This window comes from Trinickia sp. LjRoot230, from assembly GCF_964253315.1.
GTDB lineage: Bacteria > Pseudomonadota > Gammaproteobacteria > Burkholderiales > Burkholderiaceae > Trinickia.
On the sequence record NZ_CAXUQX020000001.1, the window covers coordinates 3,377,035 to 3,399,869 of the forward strand.

Below are 22,835 nucleotides of genomic sequence, written 5' to 3' on the forward strand. Positions count from 1 at the left end.
GCGGCATCATTGCTGCTGCCAGCCGAGCGTGATGAACGCACTGCGCCGCGGGGTGTTATAGGGATAGGCGAGCTCATAGTGCTTGTCGAACAGGTTCTGGATTTGCGCTGCGACGTACCAAGCCTTCGTCACGTGATAGCGCGCCGAGAGGTTCACGATGCCGTAGCCGCCGAGCGTGTTGCCGCTATCGTTGCGCGCGCCGCTGACGATCCATTCGCCGCCGAACCGCCACGGCCCGACCCCACGATTCGCCGAGAACGACGCAAAGTGCCTTGCACGCCGATTGAGATCGGTCCGGTTGTCTTCATCGACAGGATTTTGCACCGTCAGCGCCGCACGGACGTCCGTTTTGCCGATCCGCCCACGCCACGACCCTTCGATGCCCTGCACTTTCGCACGGCCGACGTTCTCGGCCAGATAATAGAGTCCGCCTTGCGTCGCCACGTAGTTGATCAGATCGGTATAGGTGGTCTGGAACGCCGTCAAGCGCATCACCCCGAGCGAATCCGACGCGTACTGCAGCGCCGCTTCGATCGAATGACTGCGCTCGGGCCGAATGGATCGATTGCCGCTGCCGGGATAATAGAGGTCATCGAAGCTTGGCGCGCGAAATGCGCTGGAATAGCTGCCCGTCGCGGACCAATGCTCGGTGAAATCGTAGCCATAGCCGAGGTAATAGGTATTGGCGCCGCCGAAATCCGAATATTGGTCGCGCCGCACATTGGCCTGTATCCGGTTAGCGCCGAAGCGCCCCGCATAGCCGACGAATACCGAATCGACATGGCGCTGCGGCGCGCTGACTGTATCGGAATCGAGCTGCTGATCGAGATGTTCGTAGCCCAATTGCAGTTTGTGTTCCGGCGTCAGCTTGAAATCGTTTTGCCAGGTGTATTGCCGGTTCTCGGTATCGAAACGGTTGTCGTAGACGCCATTGACCTTCTCGACGCTCCGATCGTCGCCCTCGGCCGCCGTGAAATGCGCGGTCCACCAGTCGGTCAGCTTGCCGTTGGCGAACACCGACGCTTGACGCACCTTGCTATAGAGATTGTTGATGTCGGTAGGCGAGCCATAGGCGTTATCGAAACTGGCATTGCCGTTGGACTGGAACGCGCGCACGCCGGCGTCCCATTTATCGCTGAATTTGTGGCGCACCATCGCCGACACGCTCTCGTTCAAATAACCGTTTGCATTCGGATTGGCATTCGGCGCCAAAGCGGGGTCGATCGATGAGAATCCATCGTTCTTGAAGCGCGCCACATTGAAACTGAACGTCGTCTTGCCCTCTTTGTCGAACGCACCTTCGACTCCCGCCTCCTGCTTTTGCGTGTGATAGCTGCCGTAGCCGAGCGAGAAGTGAAAGCGCGGCGGGTGTGCCCCGCCGTCCTTCGTGAAGACCTGCACGACGCCCCCCATCGCGCCGGACCCATAAAGCGCGGAGACGTCGCCATTGACCACTTCGACATGATCGATCTGCGCGAGCGGAATTTGCGCGATCTGCGCTTGTCCGAGGCTCACCGAATCGACGCGCACGCCGTCGATCAGCACCAGTGACTGCGTGGCCGAGCCGCCGCGCAACATCAGCGTCGAATTGGCGCCGGGCCCGCCCGAGCGCGCGATTTGCGCGCCCGGTGCAAGCGCGAGCAACTCGGGCAGGTCCGTGGCTGTCGCGTCGTCGATGTCGCGACGCGTAAAGCGCGTCGTTTGCGCGATAGCGTCGGCGATCGGCTGCGGGGCGCGCTGGGCCGTCACGACAACTGGTGCGAGCGTCTGTTCGCTTTCCTCGGCGGAAGCAGCAGAAGCAGCAGAAGGTGACGATACATCGTTCGAAGCTTGAGCGAACGCGGCCAGCGGCAAGCCAGCGAACGCAACGAACAACGCCTTGTGAAGCAAGGTCGAGAACATTATTGTGTGGTCTTTCCTGTCGGACGAGACAGTCAGCCCGCCACCCGCAGGCCACCGTGTCATAAGTGCGACGCGCTGGTACGATGCGCCGCACTCCCCCCTTTGGCCGGTATCCGGGCTGGCGACCTATCGGGTCCGCCTTCCCACGCAGCGCAGTGCGCAGTGGCATCGGACCTCTCTCGCGCGCGTCACGCGCGGCGTATCGCTTACCGTTGCGGGGGCAGCACAGGTTGGCTCGTCCGGGCGGACTTCGCTCCCTGTTTCCCGTTTAACCGCGCGCATCGGACCGCACGCGGGCACCAAAGTGCCGCAAGTGTAGGAGCGGCGCATGGACACCGTCAAGAATCGCCGCATTCGCACCGGGTTGGCGTCTCGTGACGCTCCGTAGGCACAAAAATGCGGGGGGTTGTTACGTCTGGAAACGAGACAGAGGTCGGACGGCTCCGTATTCCGCGCTAAAATGCACAAGTCTTTAGAGGACGCCGCAGATGCTTAACGAACTCGAAACCCTGTCACAAAACATCGGCTTGCTGATTGCGATCAACGAACGCCATCAGCAAGCCCGTCACGCGCTCGAAGAGCAACTCACGCAATTGCGCGCGGAAAACGACGCCGCACGCGCCGAGTTGGCCCTTTTGCGCGACGAACGCAACGCGCTGCAAGTCGAGCGCGACACGCTGCTTGCGAAGATCGACGATGCGCAAGTCCGCCTGAACGTGATTCTCGAAAAATTGCCGCGCGGCAAGAGCCCCTATGACGCCGACTCCCAGCTCGATTTGCTGTCGGGCGGCACGGGCGAAACTGAGGCAACACGCGAAGCGGCACGCAACGGCGCTGCCCAGCACGGAGACACCGCATGACGACGAAACAGATCGAAGCCTCGATTCTCGGCCAGACGTATCGTCTCGCCTGCTCACCGGAAACCGAGGCGGCACTGCTCGAGGCTGTCGCACGCGTCGATACCGAAATGACGAAGGTGCGTAGCCACAGCAACGTGCGCGGTACCGATCGCATTGCGGTGATGGCCGCGCTGTCGCTGGCTTCCGAGCTCGTGCGGCTGCAGGAAAGTATTCGTCATGGCGAAGCATTCCCGGCCGAGGAAATCCGGCGTACAATGCGCCAAATGAATGAGCAACTCGGTGCGGTACTGGGGCAAAACGAAGCCCTTGAAGCTAGGTAAGCACGAGCGGTAATCGTTCGCAAAGTTTAGGTTTACACAAGTTTTACGGCTTCCCTGCCTGGTTCGCCAAGGTCATAAATTCCTTGAACCAATGCCATGTGCACGGTTGCGGAAATTTGCAGCACGGGTGTGCGCGTCACTCTGTCTGATGTACCCGAAGTGCGGCTAACTGCGACCAATTCTGAATCCTCGGTTCAGGATGCCGGCCTAGCGGCCAAGGTGGGGATTTATTCAACGGCATCGGTTATTCCGATGCCGTTTTCATTTGCGGTGCGTGTGCGGTGTCACGGGAAGTCACTATGCGCTATTGGCTGATGAAGTCCGAACCGAGCGAAGCAAGCATCGACGATCTGTTCGCCGCGAAGTCACGCACATTGCCGTGGACGGGCGTACGCAATTATCAGGCGCGCAACTTCATGCGCGACACGATGCAGCTTGGCGACGGCGTGCTCTTTTATCATTCGAGCTGCCCCGAGCCGGGCATCGCGGGGTTGGCCGAAGTGGTTTCGCGCGCCTATCCGGACCCGACGCAATTCGACCCGAAAAGCCCCTATTTCGACCCGAAATCGACGCGGGAAACACCGCGGTGGATGCTCGTCGACGTCCGCTTCGTTAAAAAGACACCGCTGATTGCGCTCGCCGCGTTGCGCGCCCACCCGGAGCTCGCCAACATGCGCGTGCTCGCCAAGGGCAACCGGTTGTCGATCACGCCGGTGACCGAAGCCGAATGGCGCTTCATCACCAAGCAACTGACCGGAGGCTAGGAACGACCGCCTGCCTATCGCGCCATACGAACTCGGTTAATCTCTCAATCTGCTGTTTCGATAGTTTCTATAACAAGGACCTGAGATGAGAAAAACCGCCTTCACCTTCGCATTGCTGAGCGCCACGACGCTGATGTCGATCACCGCATTGACCGCGCTCGCACCCCGTTCGGCCCACGCCGCCACGATGCCGATGTCCGAGAACGCCGTGCCGTCGGGCGTGCTGTCGCTGTCGGCGCAGGCAAGCAATGAAGTCGCACAGGACGTCGTCGACATCACGCTCTTTTACGAGCAAGAAGCGTCCGATGCGGGCTCGTTGACAGACGCGCTCAACAAGCGCACGGCCGCCGCGCTTGCACAGGCAAAAGGTGTGGCCGGCGTGAGCGCACGGACCGGTACGTTTTCGATTTCACCATCGACCGACCGTAACGGCCATATCTCCGCCTGGCGCGGACGCACCGAGGTCGTGCTCGAGTCGCGCGATTTCGCCGCCGCCTCGAAGCTTGCTGGCCAATTGAACACTACGATGCAAGTGGGCAATGTCGCGTTTTCGCTCTCGCCGGAGGCACAACGCGCGACCGCCGACAAGCTGACGGGTGACGCCATTGCCTCGTTCCGTAAAGCGGCGGAATCGGCGACGCGTGCGTTCGGCTATGGCGGCTACACGATACGCGAGGTCAACATCGGCAGCGAAATGCCGTCGCCGCGCCCGATGTTCGCGATGCGCGCGATGGCGGCGCCCGAGGCGGCGCCGCTGCCCATCGAAGCCGGCAAAGCGCGTGTAACAGTGAATGTCTCGGGCTCGGTGCAAATGAGCCGCTGACGACGACACGGGGCAGCACGCGCCGCACTCGCGTCACGGCCCGCCCGGTGTTTAGCGCGCAAGCGCTGCCGGCTCCTTACTTGCGCGCCGGTACGACCAAGCGAAAAGCGCAACGCCGGCGACGATCATCGGTATCGAAAGCCATTGCCCCATCGAGAATCCAAGCGCGAGCAAGCCGAGAAAATCGTCGGGCTCGCGCGCAAATTCAACGATGAAACGGGCAAGCCCATAGCCGATCAGAAAGACAGCCGACGCCGCGCCGACCGGACGCGGCTTACGCGCAAAGAACCAGAGCACGAAAAAGAGCACGATGCCTTCGAGCGCGATTTCATAGAGTTCGGACGGATGCCGGGGCAGCATGTGGTATTGCGCGAAAATCTCGACGAGATGCCACTTGGCCGCGAGCACCGGGTGCGTGATCAGCCAATGGGCATCGTCTTCCGACGCACTTTGGAACATCATCGCCCAGGGCGCTGACGGGTCCGTCACGCGACCCCACAACTCCCCGTTGATGAAGTTGCCGAGCCGGCCCGCCGCGAGCCCCGCCGGCACCATCGGCGCGACGAAATCAGTAACCTGCAGCCAGGTTCGCTTGCGCTGAAACGCGAATAGCACCATGGCCAACGTTACGCCGAGAAAACCGCCATGAAACGACATGCCCCCTTGCCAGACCTTGAACACGTCGAGCGGGTGCATGAAGTAATAGTCCGGTTTGTAAAACAAGACATAGCCGAGGCGCCCGCCAATGATCGTGCCAAGCACGCCGTAAAACAGCATGTCGTCGATATCGCGCACGTTCCAGCCTTGCGCCGCGACGTGCGGCATCCGCAGCCGCAGCCGCCCGACGACGATCGCCATCACGAACGCGACGAGGTACATGAGGCCGTACCAGCGCACGGCGAGCGGCCCGAGATGAATGGCAATCGGATCGAAATTGGGATGGATCAGCATCGTGTGTGGTATCGGGCGTTGAGCAGTAATGTGAACGGGTTCGAACAGTTGATGGAGCGATGGAACGAATCAGGCTTTGCGGCCGCGACGCGTAAGCGCCGAAGCCGCCGCGACATGGCTGCGCACGACATCGAGCAACCCGGCCAGCACCGGGCTGACTTCGGCTGTGCGCCAAACGAGCCCTGTCTCGACGATCGGCGCGCGCTCGGCCAGCGGACGATAGACCACGCCGGTGCGGCGCAAGTTGCGCAACGACTGCGGCACGAGCGCGACGCCCATGCCCGCAGACACGAGGCTGACGATCGTCTGCATTTGGATCGCCTCCTGCCCGATGCGCGGCGTCAAACCCGCCGCGCCATAGCAGCCCGTAATGATGTCATAAAAGCCTGGCGCCAAACGGCGAGGGAAGATCACGAGCGGTAATTCGGCCAGTTCGGTAAGCGTGACAGGCGCGTCGTCCCAATCGGGCGGCTCGCCGCTTAGCTGGCCTTGGACTCGGCCTCGGGCCCGGCCCGCACGATGCGCACCCAACACCGCCGTGCTTGGCAATGCCGCGACGAGCGGCTCGCGCATGACCGGCAAATAGCTCAACGACGCCGCATGGCGCGGCGGCAGCGGCGGAATGATAAGCCCCGCGTCAATGCGGCCCGCGACGAGTTCCTCTATCTGAACGTCGCTCGTCGCCTCGGCAAGCTGCAGCCGCACGCGCGGATAGCGCACCGCAAATTCGCGCAACAACTGCGGCAGCAAACCGTAATCGGCCGTCGAGACGAATGCCAGCGCAAGCGAGCCTGCCTCCCCGCGCACCAGACTTTGCGCCAACGGGCGCAGCCCGTCGGCCAGGGCGAGCAGCTTGCGCACTTCCGGCAGCAAATCGGCCCCGACCGCCGTCAATTCGACGGTACGCTTCGTGCGCGCAAACAATTCGACGCCAAGCGCCTCTTCGAGCGAGCGGATTGCCTGCGAGAGCGGCGGCTGCGTCATCGACAAGCGCTGCGCGGCACGCCCGAAATGCCGTTCTTCGGCGACGGCGACAAAATAGCGAAGCTGGCGCAAATCGGGGGGCATCGTTGATATCCTTTTCGACCTAATCAGTGCTGAATAATATATTGGACACATGTTGTGAGTCAGGGCATTCTGGCGCGACCTTGGCGCTCAAGCGGCCGGTGAGACAACGAAAAGACGCTGATCCGCCGCTTTTTCGCAGATGCAAACCAAATAACCCGCGAACGAACCGGAGTCCCCACCATGCCTTATAACCGCCGCTCCAAAAACATCACCCAGGGTGTCGCGCGCGCGCCGAACCGCTCGATGTATTACGCGCTCGGCTACGAAAAGGACGATTTCGACAAGCCGATGATCGGCGTTGCCAACGGACACTCCACCATCACGCCGTGCAACGCCGGCTTGCAGCGCCTGGCCGACGCGGCCGTTGCAGCGGTCAAGGACGCGAACGCGAATCCGCAGATTTTCGGCACGCCGACGATTTCCGACGGCATGTCGATGGGCACGGAAGGCATGAAATACTCGCTCGTCTCGCGCGAAGTCATTGCCGATTGCATCGAGACTTGCGTGCAGGGTCAGTGGATGGACGGCGTGGTCGTGATCGGCGGGTGCGACAAGAACATGCCGGGCGGCATGATCGCGCTCGCGCGCATCAACGTGCCGGGCATCTATGTGTATGGCGGCACGATCCGCCCGGGCAACTGGAAGGGCAAGGATCTGACGATCGTCTCGTCGTTCGAGGCCGTTGGCGAATTCACAGCCGGGCGTATGACGCAAGAGGATTTCGATGGCATCGAGCAGCACGCCTGCCCAAGCACCGGCTCGTGCGGCGGCATGTACACGGCCAATACGATGAGCTCGTCGTTCGAAGCGCTCGGCATGTCGCTGCTCTACTCGTCGACGATGGCCAACCCCGATGACGAGAAAGTGACCTCGGCCGCGGAATCGGCACGCGTGCTCGTCGAGGCGGTCAAGCAAGACCTGAAGCCGCGCGACATCATCACGCGCAAGTCGATCGAAAATGCGGTGGCTGTCATCATGGCCACGGGCGGCTCGACCAACGCCGTGTTGCACTATCTCGCCATCGCCCATGCAACCGAAGTCGAGTGGACGATCGACGACTTCGAGCGCGTGCGCCGGCGCGTGCCTGTCATCTGCAACCTGAAGCCGTCGGGCGAGTATGTGGCAACCGACCTGCATCGCGCGGGCGGCATTCCGCAGGTCATGAAGATTCTGCTCGATGCAGGCTTGCTGCACGGCGATTGCATCACGATCACCGGCAAGACGCTCGCCGAAGAACTGAAAGACGTGCCGAGCGTGCCGCGCGCCGACCAGCAGGTCATTTTCCCGATCGACCGGGCCCTGTACTCGGAAGGTCACTTGGCGATCCTGAAGGGCAACCTTGCTGTGGAAGGTGCCGTCGCCAAGATTTCGGGCCTCAAGAACCCGGTGATCACCGGCCCTGCGCGCGTCTTCGACGACGAGCAAAGCGCGCTTGCCGCGATCCTCGACGACAAGATCAAAGCGGGCGACGTGCTCGTGCTGCGCTATCTTGGCCCGCAAGGCGGCCCGGGCATGCCCGAAATGCTCGCGCCCACCTCGGCGCTGATCGGCAAGGGGCTCGGCGAATCAGTCGGGCTGATCACCGACGGACGCTTTTCGGGTGGGACCTGGGGAATGGTGGTTGGCCACGTCGCGCCCGAAGCGTTCATCGGCGGCGCCATCGGGCTTGTTCAGGAAGGCGATTCGATCACGATCGATGCCCACAAACTGCTGTTGCAGTTGAACGTGGACGACGCCGAACTCGCGCGCCGCCGCGCCGCATGGAAGCAACCCGCGCCCCGTTATACGCGCGGCGTGCTGGCCAAATATGCGGCGCTCGCGCAGCCCGCCACGACCGGCGCGGTGACAGGCTGAGGCTTCTTGCGACGCGCCGTCGTTAGGGGTTAGGGCTTACGGCGTATCCTGGCGGCGCGCGGCGCGGTGTGCGGCGAGCTCCTCGCGCACCGCGTCGCGCACCCACCCTACCACTTCGCCTTCGAGCGCAAGCGCAACCTCTCGCGTCACTTGGCGCACGAGCCAGCTCGTGTGCTCTTGCAACGCATCGCGGCAGCGCGCTTCGATCACGCCGCGCCCTTCTTCGCGCAGATAGCCGGCAAAGCGCACACGCAAGCGCTCGGCAAGATGTTCGGCATCGCGCTCGCTCAAGTCGGCGGAATCCGCCTCCACCATGACAGCCGGGCGATCGGGCGCGGCTGGTTCGAAAGGCGCTGATGCAATCGGCTCCGGTGCGGCTGATGCAGGCGTCTCTTGCAGAGCCGGTTCGACGAAATCGGCCAATTGTGCCGCTCGCGCGGCCTCTATCGATTCTTCCGCTCCGCGTCGCCGGTCCTCGTCCTTGTGCTTGTCCTTGTGCTCACTTGCGACTTGCGACACGGCATCGTGTGCCGCGGGCTGCGCAGCAGCGTCCTCATGCACCGTCCGCGGCATCGGCGGCCGGCCGGCCACGAGCACATCGATCAGTACTGGAATCGAATCTGGATCGTCAGGATCGTTGACGTCCTCGGAATGCTTGGGATCGACCACGACTACTCTCCCTGATGATGGTGAATCGGCCCGCCTCGGTGGGACGAACGCCCGCGAGGCTACGATGACACCTCGCTCGCGCAGCCATCGGACAAACGATAGTGCGTGACGAGGCGCTTATCCGCGCCAAGCCTTAGGCGCCTTGCTTGTAATTGTTCAGCGCATAGCCGCGATCGCGATAGAACCGATAGCGATCGCGACCGGCGACAAGTTCCGCCTCGTCATTACCGACGATTTCGAGCAGCCGTTCGAAGCGGGCGAATTGCGGCGGCACCGCGGCACCGAGATTCAGCAAGATCTGATGATGCGGCGCAGTATCGACGGTCTCGGTCAGCACGACCGGCGTACGCGCCGCAAGCGCGTCACCAACTGCGCAGTGCGGCACGAAATCGAGTGGCGAAAAGGTCCAAAGCCGCTCGTCGAATGCCCGCAGCCGCGCTGCGTCGGCGAGCACGACCACCGCCTGGCCCGCAAGATAAGCCTTGCGAACCAGACGACACGCGTAGAGCAGCGAATCCCCGACGTTCGTATGGAAGTCGATGCGCGTCATTGCGGCACCACCTCTACGGATGCGCCCTCGGTACGGCAACCCGCCATCACTGCGCCGCGCGATCGATCAGGAATTGCAGCAGCAACGGCACCGGTCGCCCGGTCGAGCCTTTGGCCGCACCGCTTTTCCACGCGGTACCCGCAATATCGAGGTGCGCCCACGGATAGGCTTCGGTGAAGCGCGACAAAAAGCACGCGGCGGTCACGCTGCCGGCCGGACGCCCGCCGATATTGGCGACGTCCGCGAAGTTGGACTTCAATTGCTCCTGATACTCGTCTTCGATCGGCATGCGCCATGCCGGGTCGGACGCTTCGCGTGAAGCATCGAGCAGCTCGCCTGCCAACGCGTCGTCCTTCGAAAAGAGCCCGCTCATGTGGTGGCCCAATGCAATTATGCAGGCGCCTGTGAGCGTCGCGATATCGACGACCGCAGCCGGCTTGAACCGCTCGGCATAGGTCAACGCGTCGCACAGCACGAGTCGGCCCTCCGCGTCGGTATTGAGTACCTCGATGGTCTGACCGGACATGCTCGTCACGATGTCGCCCGGCTTCGTTGCCGTACCGCTCGGCATGTTCTCGCACGCGGGCACGATGCCGACGACGTTTAGCTTGAGCCCGAGTTCCGCCGCTGCACGCAGCGTGCCGAACACCGATGCCGCGCCGCACATGTCGTACTTCATTTCGTCCATGCCTTCACCCGGCTTGAGCGAAATGCCGCCGCTATCGAACGTGATGCCCTTGCCGACCAGCACGACGGGGGCGGCCTTCGCGCCCGCCCCCTGATACTGCATGACGATGAACTGCGGCGGCTGAGCCGAGCCGCGCGTCACCGACAAAAGCGAGCCCATCTTCAGCGCTTCGAGTTGCTTGGTGCCGAGCACCTCAACCTTGAGCTTCCAGTCCTTAGCGAGCTTCTTAGCGGTATGGGCGAGGTGGGTCGGGGTACACACGTTGCCCGGCAAATTGCCCAGGTCGCGAGCAAGGTCCATGCCGTTCGCGAGCGCCACACCTTCTTTGGCCGCCGCCTTGGCCGCTTTCTCGTCGGCCGCGTCCACACTGAAGACGACGCGCTTGAGCGCGTGCTGCACCGGTTCGGGCTTGCTCTTCATCTGCGTGAACTGGTAAGTCTCGCCGCGCAGCGCGACGATGGCGGCGCGCACGGCCCAGTCCGCCGTGCGTCCTTTCACCGGTGCTTGAGCAAGCGTGAACGTCACCTGAACGATCTTCGTACCGAGCAGCGCACGCCACGCGGCGCGTACGGCGTCGCCATAGGCTTTCTGACCGAACGCGTCTTGCTTGCCCAGACCGACGAGCAGCACCCGCGAGGCACCGATGCCCGAGACTTCGGGCAAAAAGAGCGTCGTGCCGCTTTTGCCTTGCATATCGCCGGCTTTCACGACGCGCGTGATGAGGCCCTTCGTTGCGGTATCGATCTCGAGGGCAGCGCCCGTGAGTGTCTGTGCTTCGAACACCCCGAGCACGATGCAATCCGATTTCCCGGTAAGGAAGGCCGCCGGAGAGCCTGTTGACGCGCCTTTCGGCGTGCCCTTCGTCGAGCCTTTCGGCAAGCCTTTCGTCCAATCACAGGCTTTTATGCTAAAGTCCATCGCGCTTGTCCTCGGATAAAATCGGCGTGTTGCTATGAAAGACGTAGCCGAGCAGCCGCAATTATCCGCTATTTTTTCGCGGCGTCGGTTCGCGACGCGCACCGTCAGCGTTCCCCGCCCCTGCCCTCGCTCATCACGATGATTTTCGAACGCTCTTTGCAGCGCGAGCTCGCGTATACGGCAGGCGCCGTATTCATGGTGCTGCTGACCATTTTCCTCACGACGATGATGATACGCATCGTCGGCTTCGCCGCATCGGGGCAAATCGATCCGAAGGACGTCATCGTCCTCATCGGCCTGACCGTCGTCGGCTATATCGCCGTGATGCTCGTCGTCACGCTATTCGTCTCGATCCTGTTCGTTCTGACGCGCTGGTACCGCGACTCCGAAATGGTCGTATGGCTTGCCTCGGGGGTGAGCCTCACGCGCTTCATCAAGCCGATTGCGACGTTCGCCGCGCCGATGCTCGTGCTTATCGCTTTTTTCGCCTACGTCGGCTGGCCCTGGTCGAACGCGCAGAGCAAGTTGATCCGCACGCGCTTTCAGCAACGCGACGAAGTGTCGTTGCTCGCACCGGGTCAATTCCGCGAATCGCCTGCGACCAATCGTGTCTTCTTCGTCGAGAAAATGACGCCCGATCAGGCGCACGTCGAGAACGTATTCGTCACCAGCACCGAGCATGGCAAGATCAACGTTGTCGTCTCGAAAGAAGGCCACACGGAAACGGCGAAGGACGGCTCACGCTTCGTCGTGCTCGAAAACGGACGCCGTTACGACGGCGAGCCCGCCAAGCCCGACTTTCGCATCATGGAATTCGAGCGCTATGGCGTGAAGATCACGCAGCAGCCCGTGGTCAACCGGCCCACCACGACCGGCTTGCCGACGCTCGCGTTGCTGCATCATCCGAGCCATAACAATCTTGCCGAATTTGCGTGGCGCACAGGACTGCCGTTGATGGCGATCAACCTGATGCTGCTCGGCATTCCGCTTGCCTATCAGAATCCGCGCCGCGGGCGCACGATCAACCTCGTGATGGCCGTGCTTATTTTCCTCACGTACTCGAACCTGCTCAACGTCGTGCAATCGTGGGTCGAGCAAGGCCGGATGTCGTTCGTCGTTGGTCTGCTGGGCCTGCATCTGATCGTGACGGCCATCGTCGTCGCCGTGTTCTGGCTGCGCGTGCGCAATCGGCCGCTCATTTCGCGCGCGATGTTTGCCCGAGCCCGGGGAGCGTAACGCCATGCGCATTTACGAAAAGTATTTCGCCCGGCAGATCTATTTCGCTTTTGTTTTCATTCTGTTCGCGTTTTCCGGGTTGTTCTTCTTTTTCGACCTCATCAACGAATTGAACACGGTCGGGCACGGTAACTACAAATTCGGCTACGCGGTGGTGCGCGTCGCGCTGCAAACGCCATCGCGGTTCTATGAAATCATCCCCGTGGCCGGGTTGATCAGCGCCATCTACGTGTTCGCGCAGATGGCGGCCAACTCCGAGTACACGATTTTCCGCGTCTCGGGCCTTTCGACCGGCCAGGCGTTGCGCTCACTGCTCAAAATCGGCATTCCGCTCGTGGCACTGACCTATTTCATCGGGGAAGTGGTCGGCCCCTACTCGGATCAACTCTCCGAGCGTGTGCGGCTCGAGGCGCTCGGCTCCGCCGTGTCGACTAACTTCGCCTCCGGTGTGTGGGTCAAGGACACGCTGACCGCGCGCGAAGACGGGCAACGGGTGACGCGCTTCGTCAACGTCGGCGAGCTGATGCCGGATACGTCGATCAGCAATGTGCGCATCTACGAATTCGATTCCAAATTCGAGCTGACCAACGTGCGGATTGCGCAAAGCGGGCGCTATCAAGGCGCGGGGCATTGGTTGCTCAAGGGCGTCAGCGACACCAATCTCGCGAGTATCGCGCCGTCCGCAGCGACGCCCACCGATGCGCTCAACCCCGTTTACCGCGCGACGCAAACCACGTTGCCAGAGTACTCGCTACGCTCGGAGCTCACGCCGCAAATCCTTTCGGTGTTGCTGATTTCGCCCGATCGGATGTCGATGTTCAATCTGTTTCGCTACATCCAGCATTTGACGGAGAATCGGCAAGATACGCAGCGCTACGAGATCGCTCTGTGGAAAAAGCTGCTTTACCCGTTCGCCGTGTTGGTCATGCTCGTTCTCTCGCTACCGTTCGCTTATCTGCATACGCGCGCTGGCGTCGTCGGGGTGAAAGTGTTTGGCGGCATCATGCTCGGTATGAGCTTTCAGTTGATCAACACGCTGTTTTCGCATATCGGTATGCTGAACACGTGGCCCGCGCCGGTAACGGCAGCCACCCCTGCGCTGATCTATCTCGTGCTCGGCTTCGTCGCGTTGAAGTGGGTCGACCGGCATTGACATTCGGAGCGCAATCATCATGGCGACGGTACGCAATGGCATCATCCTTTTCGGCCACGGCGCGCGCGATGCACGCTGGGCCGAGCCATTTGAACGGCTCGCCTCCAAACTAGGCGCGCTCGCCGGGCCCGATACGCGCGTCGATCTCGCGTTCCTCGAACTGATGACGCCCGATCTGCCGACGGCCATCGCCGCGCAAGTGGTGGCCGGCTGCACGGCCGTGACGGTCGTTCCGGTATTCGTCGGTGTGGGCGGCCATATCCGGCGCGATCTGCCGGCCGTTATTGATCTATGCCGCGCTCAGCATGTCGGCATCGAGATTCGCTGCGCTGAACCGGTTGGGGAAGACGATGCGGTGCTCGATGCATTGGCGGCATACTGCCTGCGACAGATCGGTCACTGACACGCGAATTGATCCGCAACCAAATTCGTTTTATCCCTCTGCCTTTCGCCTCCGCACTGTTGAAATGATGCGAGCCACTTAACATGCGTGCTCAAGGTGCATGGCGCCTCAGAAAGGTGCCACGCGGTTGCAATCCTGCACTACCGGCGGGATTGGCGACGCAAATGCAACTGAATCTTCGACAGGAGGATCGACATGAAAGTTGGAGAACCATCCGGCATCCCCGGTGGGGGCGCGCCGCTAGGCAACAGTTCCGCGTTTCAAAACAGTGTGCAACCGCAAGGGCGCGGCACGCCTCCAGCCGAGTTGGGCGGGCTTGTGGCGACGGGCCGGCGAAGCGGGGGAGACACCCGCGCGCCTCTCAGCTTCCTCTTTTCCGTAACGGGGAAAGACGAGCGCTCGGGGCCCCCGCGCGCAGCGTTGCTCGACCTCGATGGCACGCTCGTCGATAGCGCGCAACTCCAGGCCCACTCATGGGTTCTTTTCTGCAAAGAACAGTTGGGTCTCAAGCTCGAACCCCATGAGCCCGATGCCTTCACTGGCAGCAATGCCCAAATCATCATGACGCTCGGCACGCGAGTTGGCCGACGCTTTACGCCGGATGAGGCAGCGTTTTTGGCGGACTGCAAAGACGAGATTTTCCGGGAATTGATTGAGAAAGACCCAATACATGCACGAGATGGCGTCCACGACTTTCTGAAATTGGCTCAAGAAAAAGACGTGCCGTTCGCGATCGTCACCAATAGCGTGGAGAAAAACGCGTGGCCGATGATCCGGCAAACCGGGCTTGACCAATATTTCCGGACGCAGAAGCAAGTAGTCACCGGAAGCGACGTGGCTGCAAAACCCAACCCCGAGGGTTACGAAACAGGCGCTGCGCGAGTCGGTCAATCACCGGGCGAATGCTTCGTGCTCGACGACACGCGAGGGGGCGTGCTCGCCTCAGAAGGCGTGCGTCCGTCGGGTACGTGGGCGACGGGCATCGTCAATGACACGATGGCGCGCGAAGACTTCGGACAGACGCCCGAAGGCCGCACGCGCGTGTTCACAGACTTTCCCGAGTTGAACGAGCAGTGGTTGGCTGAGCGGGGTCGCTAAACCGCATGCTTGCAGAGGACTAGAGGGCAGCCGCGCCGTGACGGACATCTGCCTTATGCCGCCACGCGCGCCCGCTGCTCGTCAGCCATCTCGTCTTGCCGCGAAACGGGCAGTAGCGTTTTGCGCTCGGCGAATGCTTCACCGATCATCAGCAAGCTAGGTTGGGCCGCGTCGAGCCATTGTTGCGCTTCGCCCATCGCGAGCGCTTCCAACGTGAGCGTCAATGTGCGCTCGCGCGGCGTGCTGCATGCCTCGACGATCGCCACAGGCGTCGCGGCCGGCCGGCCCGCATCGATCAACTCCTGCGCGATTTCGGGCGCGCTGTCGCGGCCCATATAAAACACCAGCGAATCGGCGTTCACCTGCTCGCGAATCGCCTCGCTGTCGGGCGCGCGGCTGCGCGTGGCCAGCGCCACGCTGCGCGACACGCCACGCAGCGTCAGCGAGCGCTTGACAGCCGAGGCAGCCGCCAGCGCAGCCGTAATGCCCGGCACGACCTCATATTCGATGCCCGCTTCCTCGAGCGCACGCATCTCTTCATCGGCCCGGCCGAACAGCATCGGGTCGCCGCCCTTCAAGCGCACCACCAGCGCGTGAGCACGCGCCGCGTCAACAATCTGCTTGTTGATGAACTGCTGAGCCGTCGAGCGGCGGCCACACCGTTTGCCGACGGCGATCTTGCGGGCGCCCGGCGGAGCATAGGCGAGCATGTCGGGTTCGACCAGCGCATCGTGCAATACGACGTCAGCCATGCCCAACAACCGAGCACCGCGCACCGTAATGAGATCCGCTGCCCCAGGCCCTGCACCGATCAAATACACCTTACCCATTGCGCCATCCGTCCGGTTCGTTCTGTTCACTCATCGTTCGAGCGAGCGGCCGTCGTTCAGGCCGCGTCAGTTCGAGTATGCACGAATCATGCCGGCCGCCACCGTATGATGTGTGGCTTCGTCGATCAACACGAACGCACCAGTGCCCGCATGCTCGTCGTAGGCATCGCATACCACCGGCTTTTGCAGCGTCAGCGCCACGCGCCCGATATCGTTCATCGTCAGATTGTGCCGCTCGCTCGAATGCGCGAGCGTGTGCACATCGAGCACCTCGTTCACGGCCGACACGCGTGCGAACACCGTATTCGTCGTTTGCTTGAGCAAATACTTGCGCTGCGTCGAGAGCGGCTCCTCGTCGAACCAGCACAAATCCGCTTCCAACTTCTTCGCCGGCTGCAACGCCGCTTGCGCGCCCACGAACGTGTCACCGCGCGACACATCCACGTCCTCGGTCAGACGGATCGTCACCGTCTGCCCCGCAAACGCGCGCGTCACCGCGGCCGTGCCGCCCGGCACCGGTGCGATGATTTCCGCCACCGTCGCCGCGCGCCCCGCCGGCAACACGGTCAGCGCATCGCCCACGCGCACCTCGCCCGCTTCCACGCGGCCCATGTAGCCGCGGAAATCGTCCGCGCTCGCGCCGTCCTGACGCGCCACCCACTGCACCGGAAAGCGCAGCGCCTCACCGGCGGGCTGCGCCACCGGCAAGGCTTCGAGCACGTCCAACAGCGGCTCGCCCGCATACCACGGCATACGCTCGCTCGCCGTCACGATGTTGTCGCCCTTGAGCGCCGATACCGGCACGAACCGCACATCCACCAAGCCTAATTGCTGCGCGAGCTGCACGTACGCATCGCGAATCTCGTTAAAGCGCGCCTCGCTGAATTCCACCAAATCCATCTTGTTGATCGCGACGATCACATGCTGCAAACCCAGCAGCTTCACAATCGCACTATGACGCTTCGTTTGCGGCAGCAAAACGGCCGCGCCCTGCTCGAACGTCACGCGCGTGGCGTCGATCAGCACGATCGCCGCATGCGCGGTCGACGCGCCCGTCACCATGTTGCGCGTGTACTGCTCGTGGCCCGGCGTGTCGGCAATGATGAACTTGCGCTTGGCCGTGGCGAAATAGCGATACGCCACATCGATCGTGATGCCCTGCTCGCGCTCCGCTTCCAAGCCGTCGGTCAGCAGCGACAAATCGATCTCGTCGCCCACCGTGCGCTTCATCTTCGCGCGCGAGAGCGCCGAGAGTTGGTCCGAAAGGACCGCCTTGCTGTCGTATAACAGGCGCCCGATCAGCGTGCTCTTGCCGTCGTCGACGCTTCCCGCGGTGATAAAGCGCAGCACGCCGAGATCCGCCGGTTCATGTGTGTTCATAGGTCCTGCCTTGTGTGTTTCCGTGTGCATGTGTGTGCGTGTACGTGTGCGTGGCTTCGCTTAAGCGTTCGTTAGCAGTCCTGAGCAATCAGAAGTAACCCTGCTTCTTGCGCTGCTCCATCGCGGCTTCGGACGCCTGATCGTCCATGCGCGTGGCGCCGCGCTCGGTGATATCGGTCACCGCCGTCTCGGCGATGATCTTCTCGAGGTCGTCCGCATCGCTTTGCACCGGGCACGTGCAGCTGATATCGCCCACCGTCCTAAAGCGCACCAGCGCCTGTTCGCTCACCTCACCCTCCCGCATCGGCGTGAGCGGCGTCACCGGCACGAGCAGCCCATTGCGTCGCACGATCTCGCGGCGATGCGCGTAGTAAATCGACGGCAGCTCGAGCCCCTCGCGCGCGATGTACTGCCACACATCCAGCTCGGTCCAGTTCGAAATCGGAAACACGCGCAGATGCTCGCCTTGATGCAAACGCGCGTTATACAGGCTCCACAGCTCCGGACGTTGCGCCTTCGGGTCCCATTGGCCGAACTCGTCGCGAAACGAGAAGATGCGCTCTTTGGCGCGCGCTTTTTCTTCGTCGCGCCGCGCCCCGCCAATCATCGCCGTGAACCCGTGCTGCGCAATCGTTTCGAGCAGCGTCACCGCTTGTGCGGCGTTGCGCGAATCGGTCTCGCGGCGCAGGCGTACCGTGCCGCGCTTGATCGAATCTTCGACATGCCCGACCACGAGTTGCGCACCGATTTGCTGCGCACGCCGATCGCGAAAGTCGATCACCTCGTCGTAGTTATGGCCCGTGTCGATGTGAACGAGCGGAAACGGCAAGGCCGTCTTGCGGTGCGCGCCCAGGCCGAACGCCTTGAGCGCCAGATGCAGCACAACCACCGAATCCTTGCCGCCCGAAAACAGCAGTGCAGGCTTGGCGCACTCGGCCACCAACTCGCGCAGAATGTGGATCGATTCCGCTTCGAGCCAATCGAGGTGGTCCATGCGGGTCGAGGTCACGGCGAGCGGGGTCGTTGCGGAGGGTTCGAGAATCGTGCTCATGTTTGTCTGTTCCTATCGTTTGCCTGCCCGGCGCGGCGGCGGCCATTGCGGCCGCGTCGGCGGCATTCGTGTACGGCGTTGCTTGCGTCTTACCTTGCGCTTCCGATGACAGGGTGCGCGGCTTCCGGGACGATCTCAATCGTGCTGATATGCAAGCCACACTCTTTCGTGTCGCGCGACTCCCACCACCAGCGCCCTGCCCGGCTATCTTCGCCCGGACGAATGGCGCGCGTGCAAGGCTCGCAGCCGATGCTCGGATAGCCTCGCGCATGCAACGGGTTCACCGGCACATCGAATTGTTTGAGATAAGCCCATACCTCGGCCTCGCTCCAATCGGCGAGCGGGTTGTACTTGGCGATGTCGCGCGCCGCATCATGCTCTTCTTCGTGGAGTTCGGCGCGCGTGACCGACTGCTCGCGGCGCTGCCCTGTCACCCAGGCTTGCACGCCGGCGAGCGCACGATTGAGCGGCTCCACCTTGCGGATCTCGCAGCAGCGTTTGCGCAACTCGACGCTTTCATAGAACGCGTTGATCCCATGGTCGGCGACGTAGGCATCGATTGCGTCGGCCTGCGGATGAAATTGCTCGATCTGATAACCATAGCGTTCGCGAACACGATCGAGCATGCCCAGCGTTTCCGGATGCAAGCGCCCGGTATTGAGCGAGAAGATGCCGATTGCCGCGCCGCGCGACAAGATCGCATGCGTGAGGACCATGTCTTCGGCCGCGAGGCTGCTCGCGAGCTTGACCGACGCATGACGCGCGGCAATCGAATCGATCAGCGCATCGAGACGCTCGATCTTCGCAGCGAGCGCAGCCGCGTCGACTTCGACGGCCAGCTCAGTCGGATTGACGACAGCGGTATTCATGCGAGCTGCTCCCCCGGGTGTGCCGCGCGACGACGAAAGAGCGGCTGCGGCGTATCGACGGCGGACTGGTATTGCACCGAAAACTCGCTGAACGCCCGCAGCGCGTCATGGATGTCCTTGTCAGCGCGCACGGCGAATGCGTCGAAACCGCAACGCGCCATGTAGTTCAATTGATCGCGCAACACGTCGCCGATGGCGCGCAACTCGCCGCGCCAGCCGTAACGCTCGCGCAGCAGACGCGCGATGCTATAGCCGCGGCCGTCGCGAAACACAGGGAAATCGACGCCGATCAGCGCAATCTTGTCGAAGTCGGCCACGAGGTCGGCCGGCTCGTCGTCAGGCGCGAGCCACACGCCGATCGAGGCGGCGTCGCGCGTGGCGACGAGCGCTTCGCGCGACGCCTGCCACAACGCGAACGGCACGAGCACGCGGCCCGCCGGCAGCGCATCGACGGCAGGCAACGCACCGTCTTCCGCGGCACGCACGACATGCCAATCGTCCTCGACGACGCCGCGGTTCCTGATAATCGAAGTCATCTGCGAATGTTCCTTTCGTGCGTCATGCATGGGCAGGCTGGCGCGAGGCATACACACGTTCCTTGAACGGCGCGATGCCGATCCGGTTGTATGTATCGATAAAGCGCTCGCCGTCGACGCGGCTTTCGACGTACGTGTCGATCACCTTGCTGATGACGTCGGGCATTTCCTCGGCGGAAAACGACGGGCCGATAACGCGGCCAAGCCGTGCGCCCGTCGGGCTCGTGCCCTGTTCGCCGCCCAGCGACACCTGATACCACTCGGAACCGTCCTTGTCGACGCCGAGAATGCCGATGTTGCCGACATGGTGATGCCCGCACGAATTCATGCAGCCCGAGATGTTGAGCGAAAGCTCGCCCAGATCGTGGACATAGTCGAGATCGTCGAAACGACGCTGGATGGCCTGCGCGATCGGGATCGACTTCGCATTCGCGAGCGAGCAGAAGTCGCCGCCCGGGCACGCGATGATGTCGGTCAGCAACCCGATATTCGGCGTGGCAAAGCCGAGTTGCTTCGCACGCTCCCACACTGCGAACAGATCGCGCTTTTTGACGTCGGCGAGAATCAGGTTCTGCTCGTGCGACACGCGCAGTTCGCCAAACGAGTAAGTGTCCGCGAGATCGGCCGCTGCTTCCATTTGCTTGTCGGTCACATCGCCCGGTGCGACCGCGGTCGGCTTGAGCGAGAGCGTGACCGAGGCGTAGCCCGCCACCTTGTGCGGCCGCACGCTGCGCTGCACCCAGCGCGCGAATGCACGGTCTTCGAGCAGATGGTTCTCGTAGGACGCATCCGTATCGGAAAGCTTCTCATAGACCGGCGGTTGGAAATATTGCGCGACGCGATCATATTCGGCCTGCGTCAGCGTCGACGGGCCGTCCTTGAGGTGCTGCCATTCCTCTTCGACTTGCTGCGCGAACTTCTCGGCACCGAGGGCCTTCACGAGAATCTTGATACGTGCCTTGAAGAGGTTGTCACGGCGGCCGAAGCGGTTATAGACACGCAGCACCGCTTCGCAATAGGACAGCAGATGTTGCCACGGCAGATTCTCGCGGATAACCGGGCCGACGATCGGCGTGCGGCCAAGGCCGCCTCCGGCGAGAATCGCGCAGACGACCTCGCCTGCCGGGTTCTTCGACAAATACACGCCAAGATCGTGAATCTGCACGGCCACGCGGTCTTCCTTCGAGCCCGACACGGCGATCTTGAACTTACGCGGCAGCCAGGCGAATTCGGGGTGAAACGTCGACCACTGGCGCAAGATCTCGGCCCACGGACGCGGGTCGACGATTTCGTCGGGCGCAACGCCCGCGAACTGGTCTGCCGTAATGTTGCGAATGCAGTTACCCGACGTTTGAATCGCATGCATTTGCACCGATGCGAGCTTGGCGAGAATTTCCGGCGTCTGCTCGAGCTCGATCCAGTTGAACTGCATGTTCGTGCGCGTCGAGAAATGGCCATAGCCGCGATCGTGCTCGCGTGCGATGCGCGCCAGCATCCGCAACTGATCGCTGCGCAAGAGCCCATAGGGAATCGCGATGCGGTGCATGTACGCGTGACGCTGCATGTAAAGACCGTTTTGCAACCGCAGTGGACGGAACTCTTCTTCGCTCAATTCGCCTGACAAACGCCGGCGGACTTGGTCGCGATACTGCGCGACACGCTCGTCGACGATGGTCTGGTCGTACTGATCGTATTGATACATTCGGGGACCCCAGGTTGTGTCGCGCCGCGTGCCAGAACCATTCACGGCGCCCGAATCGCTATCGATGCGTGCGGACGGGGAAACGTTCAGACCGTCCGCTCATGTGCTAATGACAAAAACAGCTATGCATATTGAAAAACGTCCGATGATCGTAATAAACTCCCCTTATATTTCAAACGACTAAAAAATTCTGCTCTTATACGCAAAGGTTATAAATGAACCTGCACCAATTCCGGTTCGTGCGTGAGGCCGTCCGTCAGAACTTCAATTTGACGGAGGCGGCGAAGGCGCTCTATACGTCGCAACCCGGCGTGTCGAAGGCGATCATCGAGTTGGAGGACGAGCTTGGGGTCGAAATCTTTACACGACACGGCAAGCGGGTGCGCTCGCTGACTGAGCCGGGCCGCATCATCCTCGCCTCGGTCGAGCGGATTTTGCAGGAGGTCGAAAGCCTCAAGCGCGTCGGCAAGGACTTCGCCGCTCAGGATCAGGGCAATCTCGTGATTGCCGCCACGCACACACAGGCGCGCTATTCGCTGCCGGCGGCCATTGCCGAGTTCAAGAAGCGCTTTCCGAAGGTGCATTTGGCGATCTTGCAAGGCAGCCCGACCCAGGTGGCCGAGATGGTCATGCACGACCATGCCGATATCGCCATCGCGACCGAAGCGATTGCGAACTATAAGGAGTTGATCTCCCTGCCCTGCTTTCAATGGCACCACGTTGCCGTGATGCCGGCTGATCATCCGTTGCTGCAGCGCAAACTGCTCGGTTTGGAAGATCTCGCGCAATACCCGCTGATCACCTATGAAGCGGCGTTTGCGGGCCGCACCAAGATCAACGAGGCGTTTGCCCGGCGCAACCTGACGCCCGACGTCGTGTTGGAAGCCATTGACGCCGATGTGATCAAGACCTATGTCGAGCTTGGGCTCGGCGTCGGCATCATGGCCGATATCGCATTCAACGCGGAACGCGACAAGCACCTGCGGGCCATGCCGGTCGGACACCTGTTCGGCACAAATCTGACACGCGTTGCGCTCAAACAAGGTGCTTATTTGCGCAGCTACGTGTATACGCTCGTCGAACTGCTTTCGCCGACGCTGACACGCAAGCTGATCGAACAAGCGCTCAAGGGCGAGCACGAGAATTACGAGTTGTAACGCGCCGCATTTCGGTTTTCTTTTTTTTAACGTCACCACGCTTCGGAGAATTC

22 protein-coding genes, 1 other RNA gene and 1 riboswitch are annotated in these 22,835 nt (G+C 62.0%); of the genes, 11 read left to right on the plus strand and 12 right to left on the minus strand.

The genetic code is table 11. The annotated features are described in order from the left end of the window. Positions 1-6 precede the first annotated feature (6 nt). Entirely contained in the window at positions 7-1,902 is a 1,896-nt protein-coding gene (locus ACSQ20_RS15380; protein WP_436021382.1) for a TonB-dependent receptor plug domain-containing protein, read from the minus strand. Between the two features lie 87 nt (positions 1,903-1,989). Further along, positions 1,990-2,221: riboswitch (cobalamin riboswitch) on the minus strand. A gap of 169 nt (positions 2,222-2,390) precedes the next feature. Here ACSQ20_RS15380 and ACSQ20_RS15385 point away from each other — a divergent pair. The 5 genes from ACSQ20_RS15385 (at position 2,391) to ACSQ20_RS15405 (ending at position 4,669) form a co-directional block, all read left to right on the plus strand. Continuing rightward, entirely contained in the window at positions 2,391-2,762 is a 372-nt protein-coding gene (locus ACSQ20_RS15385) for an ATPase (protein WP_436021384.1), read from the plus strand. Then, positions 2,759-3,082 carry a cell division protein ZapA gene (locus ACSQ20_RS15390; RefSeq protein WP_436021386.1) on the plus strand — a complete coding sequence of 108 codons (324 nt, stop codon included), beginning with the start codon at positions 2,759-2,761 and terminating at the stop codon, positions 3,080-3,082. Before ACSQ20_RS15385 ends, ACSQ20_RS15390 begins: the two co-directional genes overlap by 4 nt. Before the next feature lie 48 nt (positions 3,083-3,130). Continuing rightward, a non-coding RNA gene (gene ssrS / locus ACSQ20_RS15395) (6S RNA) lies at positions 3,131-3,312 on the plus strand. A gap of 69 nt (positions 3,313-3,381) precedes the next feature. Then, positions 3,382-3,846, plus strand: coding sequence for an EVE domain-containing protein (locus ACSQ20_RS15400; RefSeq protein ID WP_436021388.1), 465 nt, complete (start codon positions 3,382-3,384; stop codon positions 3,844-3,846). A gap of 85 nt (positions 3,847-3,931) precedes the next feature. Further along, a complete protein-coding gene (locus tag ACSQ20_RS15405) occupies positions 3,932-4,669 on the plus strand; it encodes an SIMPL domain-containing protein (protein WP_436021390.1) in 738 nt (245 codons plus the stop codon). A 51-nt stretch (positions 4,670-4,720) separates the two neighbouring features. Here ACSQ20_RS15405 and lgt read toward each other — a convergent pair whose 3' ends face one another. Continuing rightward, the gene (gene lgt, locus ACSQ20_RS15410; protein WP_436021392.1) at positions 4,721-5,620 is read right to left on the minus strand and encodes a prolipoprotein diacylglyceryl transferase; all 900 of its coding nucleotides are present in this window, start codon (positions 5,618-5,620) and stop codon (positions 4,721-4,723) included. Between the two features lie 69 nt (positions 5,621-5,689). Next, entirely contained in the window at positions 5,690-6,688 is a 999-nt protein-coding gene (locus ACSQ20_RS15415; protein ID WP_436021394.1) for a LysR substrate-binding domain-containing protein, read from the minus strand. Positions 6,689-6,868: 180 nt separating this feature from the next. Here ACSQ20_RS15415 and ilvD point away from each other — a divergent pair, with 180 nt between their 5' ends. Next, positions 6,869-8,542, plus strand: a complete 1,674-nt coding sequence (gene ilvD, locus ACSQ20_RS15420) for a dihydroxy-acid dehydratase (RefSeq protein ID WP_436021396.1) — start codon at positions 6,869-6,871, stop codon at positions 8,540-8,542. 36 nt (positions 8,543-8,578) lie between these two features. On the opposite strand, the gene ACSQ20_RS15425 is transcribed toward ilvD, so the two are convergent. The 3 genes from ACSQ20_RS15425 to ACSQ20_RS15435 all read right to left on the minus strand — a co-directional run bounded on the left by ACSQ20_RS15425 (position 8,579) and on the right by ACSQ20_RS15435 (position 11,367). Further along, positions 8,579-9,211, minus strand: a complete 633-nt coding sequence (locus ACSQ20_RS15425; RefSeq protein ID WP_436021398.1) for a DUF2486 family protein — start codon at positions 9,209-9,211, stop codon at positions 8,579-8,581. Between the two features lie 133 nt (positions 9,212-9,344). Continuing rightward, positions 9,345-9,761 carry a DNA polymerase III subunit chi gene (locus tag ACSQ20_RS15430; protein WP_436021400.1) on the minus strand — a complete coding sequence of 139 codons (417 nt, stop codon included), beginning with the start codon at positions 9,759-9,761 and terminating at the stop codon, positions 9,345-9,347. A gap of 46 nt (positions 9,762-9,807) precedes the next feature. Further along, on the minus strand, positions 9,808-11,367 hold the full coding sequence (locus ACSQ20_RS15435) for a leucyl aminopeptidase (protein WP_436021402.1): 1,560 nt from the start codon (positions 11,365-11,367) through the stop codon (positions 9,808-9,810). Between the two features lie 138 nt (positions 11,368-11,505). Between ACSQ20_RS15435 and lptF the strand changes: the two genes are divergently transcribed. The 4 genes from lptF to ACSQ20_RS15455 all read left to right on the plus strand — a co-directional run bounded on the left by lptF (position 11,506) and on the right by ACSQ20_RS15455 (position 15,257). Continuing rightward, positions 11,506-12,603: an LPS export ABC transporter permease LptF gene (lptF, locus tag ACSQ20_RS15440; protein ID WP_436021404.1), complete on the plus strand. Its 1,098-nt coding sequence runs from the start codon at positions 11,506-11,508 to the stop codon at positions 12,601-12,603. 4 nt (positions 12,604-12,607) lie between these two features. Then, positions 12,608-13,756 carry an LPS export ABC transporter permease LptG gene (lptG, locus tag ACSQ20_RS15445; protein WP_436021406.1) on the plus strand — a complete coding sequence of 383 codons (1,149 nt, stop codon included), beginning with the start codon at positions 12,608-12,610 and terminating at the stop codon, positions 13,754-13,756. Positions 13,757-13,775: 19 nt separating this feature from the next. Then, positions 13,776-14,159 (plus strand): sirohydrochlorin chelatase, encoded by a 384-nt coding sequence (locus ACSQ20_RS15450; protein ID WP_436021408.1) that lies wholly within the window; start codon positions 13,776-13,778, stop codon positions 14,157-14,159. Between the two features lie 195 nt (positions 14,160-14,354). Next, entirely contained in the window at positions 14,355-15,257 is a 903-nt protein-coding gene (locus ACSQ20_RS15455) for an HAD family hydrolase (protein ID WP_436021410.1), read from the plus strand. 53 nt (positions 15,258-15,310) lie between these two features. Here ACSQ20_RS15455 and cobA read toward each other — a convergent pair whose 3' ends face one another. From cobA to ACSQ20_RS15485, 6 genes are all read right to left on the minus strand, one after another. After that, positions 15,311-16,087 (minus strand): uroporphyrinogen-III C-methyltransferase, encoded by a 777-nt coding sequence (gene cobA, locus ACSQ20_RS15460; protein WP_436021412.1) that lies wholly within the window; start codon positions 16,085-16,087, stop codon positions 15,311-15,313. Positions 16,088-16,153: 66 nt separating this feature from the next. Then, positions 16,154-17,467, minus strand: a complete 1,314-nt coding sequence (locus ACSQ20_RS15465) for a sulfate adenylyltransferase subunit 1 (protein WP_436021414.1) — start codon at positions 17,465-17,467, stop codon at positions 16,154-16,156. Positions 17,468-17,555: 88 nt separating this feature from the next. Continuing rightward, a complete protein-coding gene (gene cysD / locus ACSQ20_RS15470) occupies positions 17,556-18,518 on the minus strand; it encodes a sulfate adenylyltransferase subunit CysD (protein ID WP_436021416.1) in 963 nt (320 codons plus the stop codon). Positions 18,519-18,607: 89 nt separating this feature from the next. Then, positions 18,608-19,387: a phosphoadenylyl-sulfate reductase gene (locus ACSQ20_RS15475; protein WP_436021418.1), complete on the minus strand. Its 780-nt coding sequence runs from the start codon at positions 19,385-19,387 to the stop codon at positions 18,608-18,610. Then, positions 19,384-19,923, minus strand: coding sequence for a DUF934 domain-containing protein (locus tag ACSQ20_RS15480; protein ID WP_436021420.1), 540 nt, complete (start codon positions 19,921-19,923; stop codon positions 19,384-19,386). The genes ACSQ20_RS15475 and ACSQ20_RS15480 overlap by 4 nt, the downstream gene beginning before the upstream one ends. A gap of 22 nt (positions 19,924-19,945) precedes the next feature. After that, entirely contained in the window at positions 19,946-21,625 is a 1,680-nt protein-coding gene (locus ACSQ20_RS15485; RefSeq protein ID WP_436021422.1) for a nitrite/sulfite reductase, read from the minus strand. Positions 21,626-21,840: 215 nt separating this feature from the next. Between ACSQ20_RS15485 and ACSQ20_RS15490 the strand changes: the two genes are divergently transcribed. Further along, entirely contained in the window at positions 21,841-22,782 is a 942-nt protein-coding gene (locus ACSQ20_RS15490) for a CysB family HTH-type transcriptional regulator (protein WP_436021424.1), read from the plus strand. Positions 22,783-22,835 lie beyond the last annotated feature (53 nt).

Excerpts from the sequence above, each read along its gene's own strand:
- ACSQ20_RS15380 (WP_436021382.1), bottom strand. The coding sequence starts at position 1,902 with ATGTTCTCGACCTTGCTTCACAAGGCGTTGTTCGTTGCGTTCGCTGGC.
- ACSQ20_RS15385 (WP_436021384.1), top strand. The coding sequence starts at position 2,391 with ATGCTTAACGAACTCGAAACCCTGTCACAAAACATCGGCTTGCTGATT.
- ACSQ20_RS15390 (WP_436021386.1), top strand. The coding sequence starts at position 2,759 with ATGACGACGAAACAGATCGAAGCCTCGATTCTCGGCCAGACGTATCGT.
- ACSQ20_RS15400 (WP_436021388.1), top strand. The coding sequence starts at position 3,382 with ATGCGCTATTGGCTGATGAAGTCCGAACCGAGCGAAGCAAGCATCGAC.
- ACSQ20_RS15405 (WP_436021390.1), top strand. The coding sequence starts at position 3,932 with ATGAGAAAAACCGCCTTCACCTTCGCATTGCTGAGCGCCACGACGCTG.
- lgt (WP_436021392.1), bottom strand. The coding sequence starts at position 5,620 with ATGCTGATCCATCCCAATTTCGATCCGATTGCCATTCATCTCGGGCCG.
- ACSQ20_RS15415 (WP_436021394.1), bottom strand. The coding sequence starts at position 6,688 with ATGCCCCCCGATTTGCGCCAGCTTCGCTATTTTGTCGCCGTCGCCGAA.
- ilvD (WP_436021396.1), top strand. The coding sequence starts at position 6,869 with ATGCCTTATAACCGCCGCTCCAAAAACATCACCCAGGGTGTCGCGCGC.
- ACSQ20_RS15430 (WP_436021400.1), bottom strand. The coding sequence starts at position 9,761 with ATGACGCGCATCGACTTCCATACGAACGTCGGGGATTCGCTGCTCTAC.
- ACSQ20_RS15435 (WP_436021402.1), bottom strand. The coding sequence starts at position 11,367 with ATGGACTTTAGCATAAAAGCCTGTGATTGGACGAAAGGCTTGCCGAAA.
- lptF (WP_436021404.1), top strand. The coding sequence starts at position 11,506 with ATGATTTTCGAACGCTCTTTGCAGCGCGAGCTCGCGTATACGGCAGGC.
- lptG (WP_436021406.1), top strand. The coding sequence starts at position 12,608 with ATGCGCATTTACGAAAAGTATTTCGCCCGGCAGATCTATTTCGCTTTT.
- ACSQ20_RS15450 (WP_436021408.1), top strand. The coding sequence starts at position 13,776 with ATGGCGACGGTACGCAATGGCATCATCCTTTTCGGCCACGGCGCGCGC.
- ACSQ20_RS15455 (WP_436021410.1), top strand. The coding sequence starts at position 14,355 with ATGAAAGTTGGAGAACCATCCGGCATCCCCGGTGGGGGCGCGCCGCTA.
- cobA (WP_436021412.1), bottom strand. The coding sequence starts at position 16,087 with ATGGGTAAGGTGTATTTGATCGGTGCAGGGCCTGGGGCAGCGGATCTC.
- ACSQ20_RS15465 (WP_436021414.1), bottom strand. The coding sequence starts at position 17,467 with ATGAACACACATGAACCGGCGGATCTCGGCGTGCTGCGCTTTATCACC.
- cysD (WP_436021416.1), bottom strand. The coding sequence starts at position 18,518 with ATGAGCACGATTCTCGAACCCTCCGCAACGACCCCGCTCGCCGTGACC.
- ACSQ20_RS15475 (WP_436021418.1), bottom strand. The coding sequence starts at position 19,387 with ATGAATACCGCTGTCGTCAATCCGACTGAGCTGGCCGTCGAAGTCGAC.
- ACSQ20_RS15480 (WP_436021420.1), bottom strand. The coding sequence starts at position 19,923 with ATGACTTCGATTATCAGGAACCGCGGCGTCGTCGAGGACGATTGGCAT.
- ACSQ20_RS15485 (WP_436021422.1), bottom strand. The coding sequence starts at position 21,625 with ATGTATCAATACGATCAGTACGACCAGACCATCGTCGACGAGCGTGTC.
- ACSQ20_RS15490 (WP_436021424.1), top strand. The coding sequence starts at position 21,841 with ATGAACCTGCACCAATTCCGGTTCGTGCGTGAGGCCGTCCGTCAGAAC.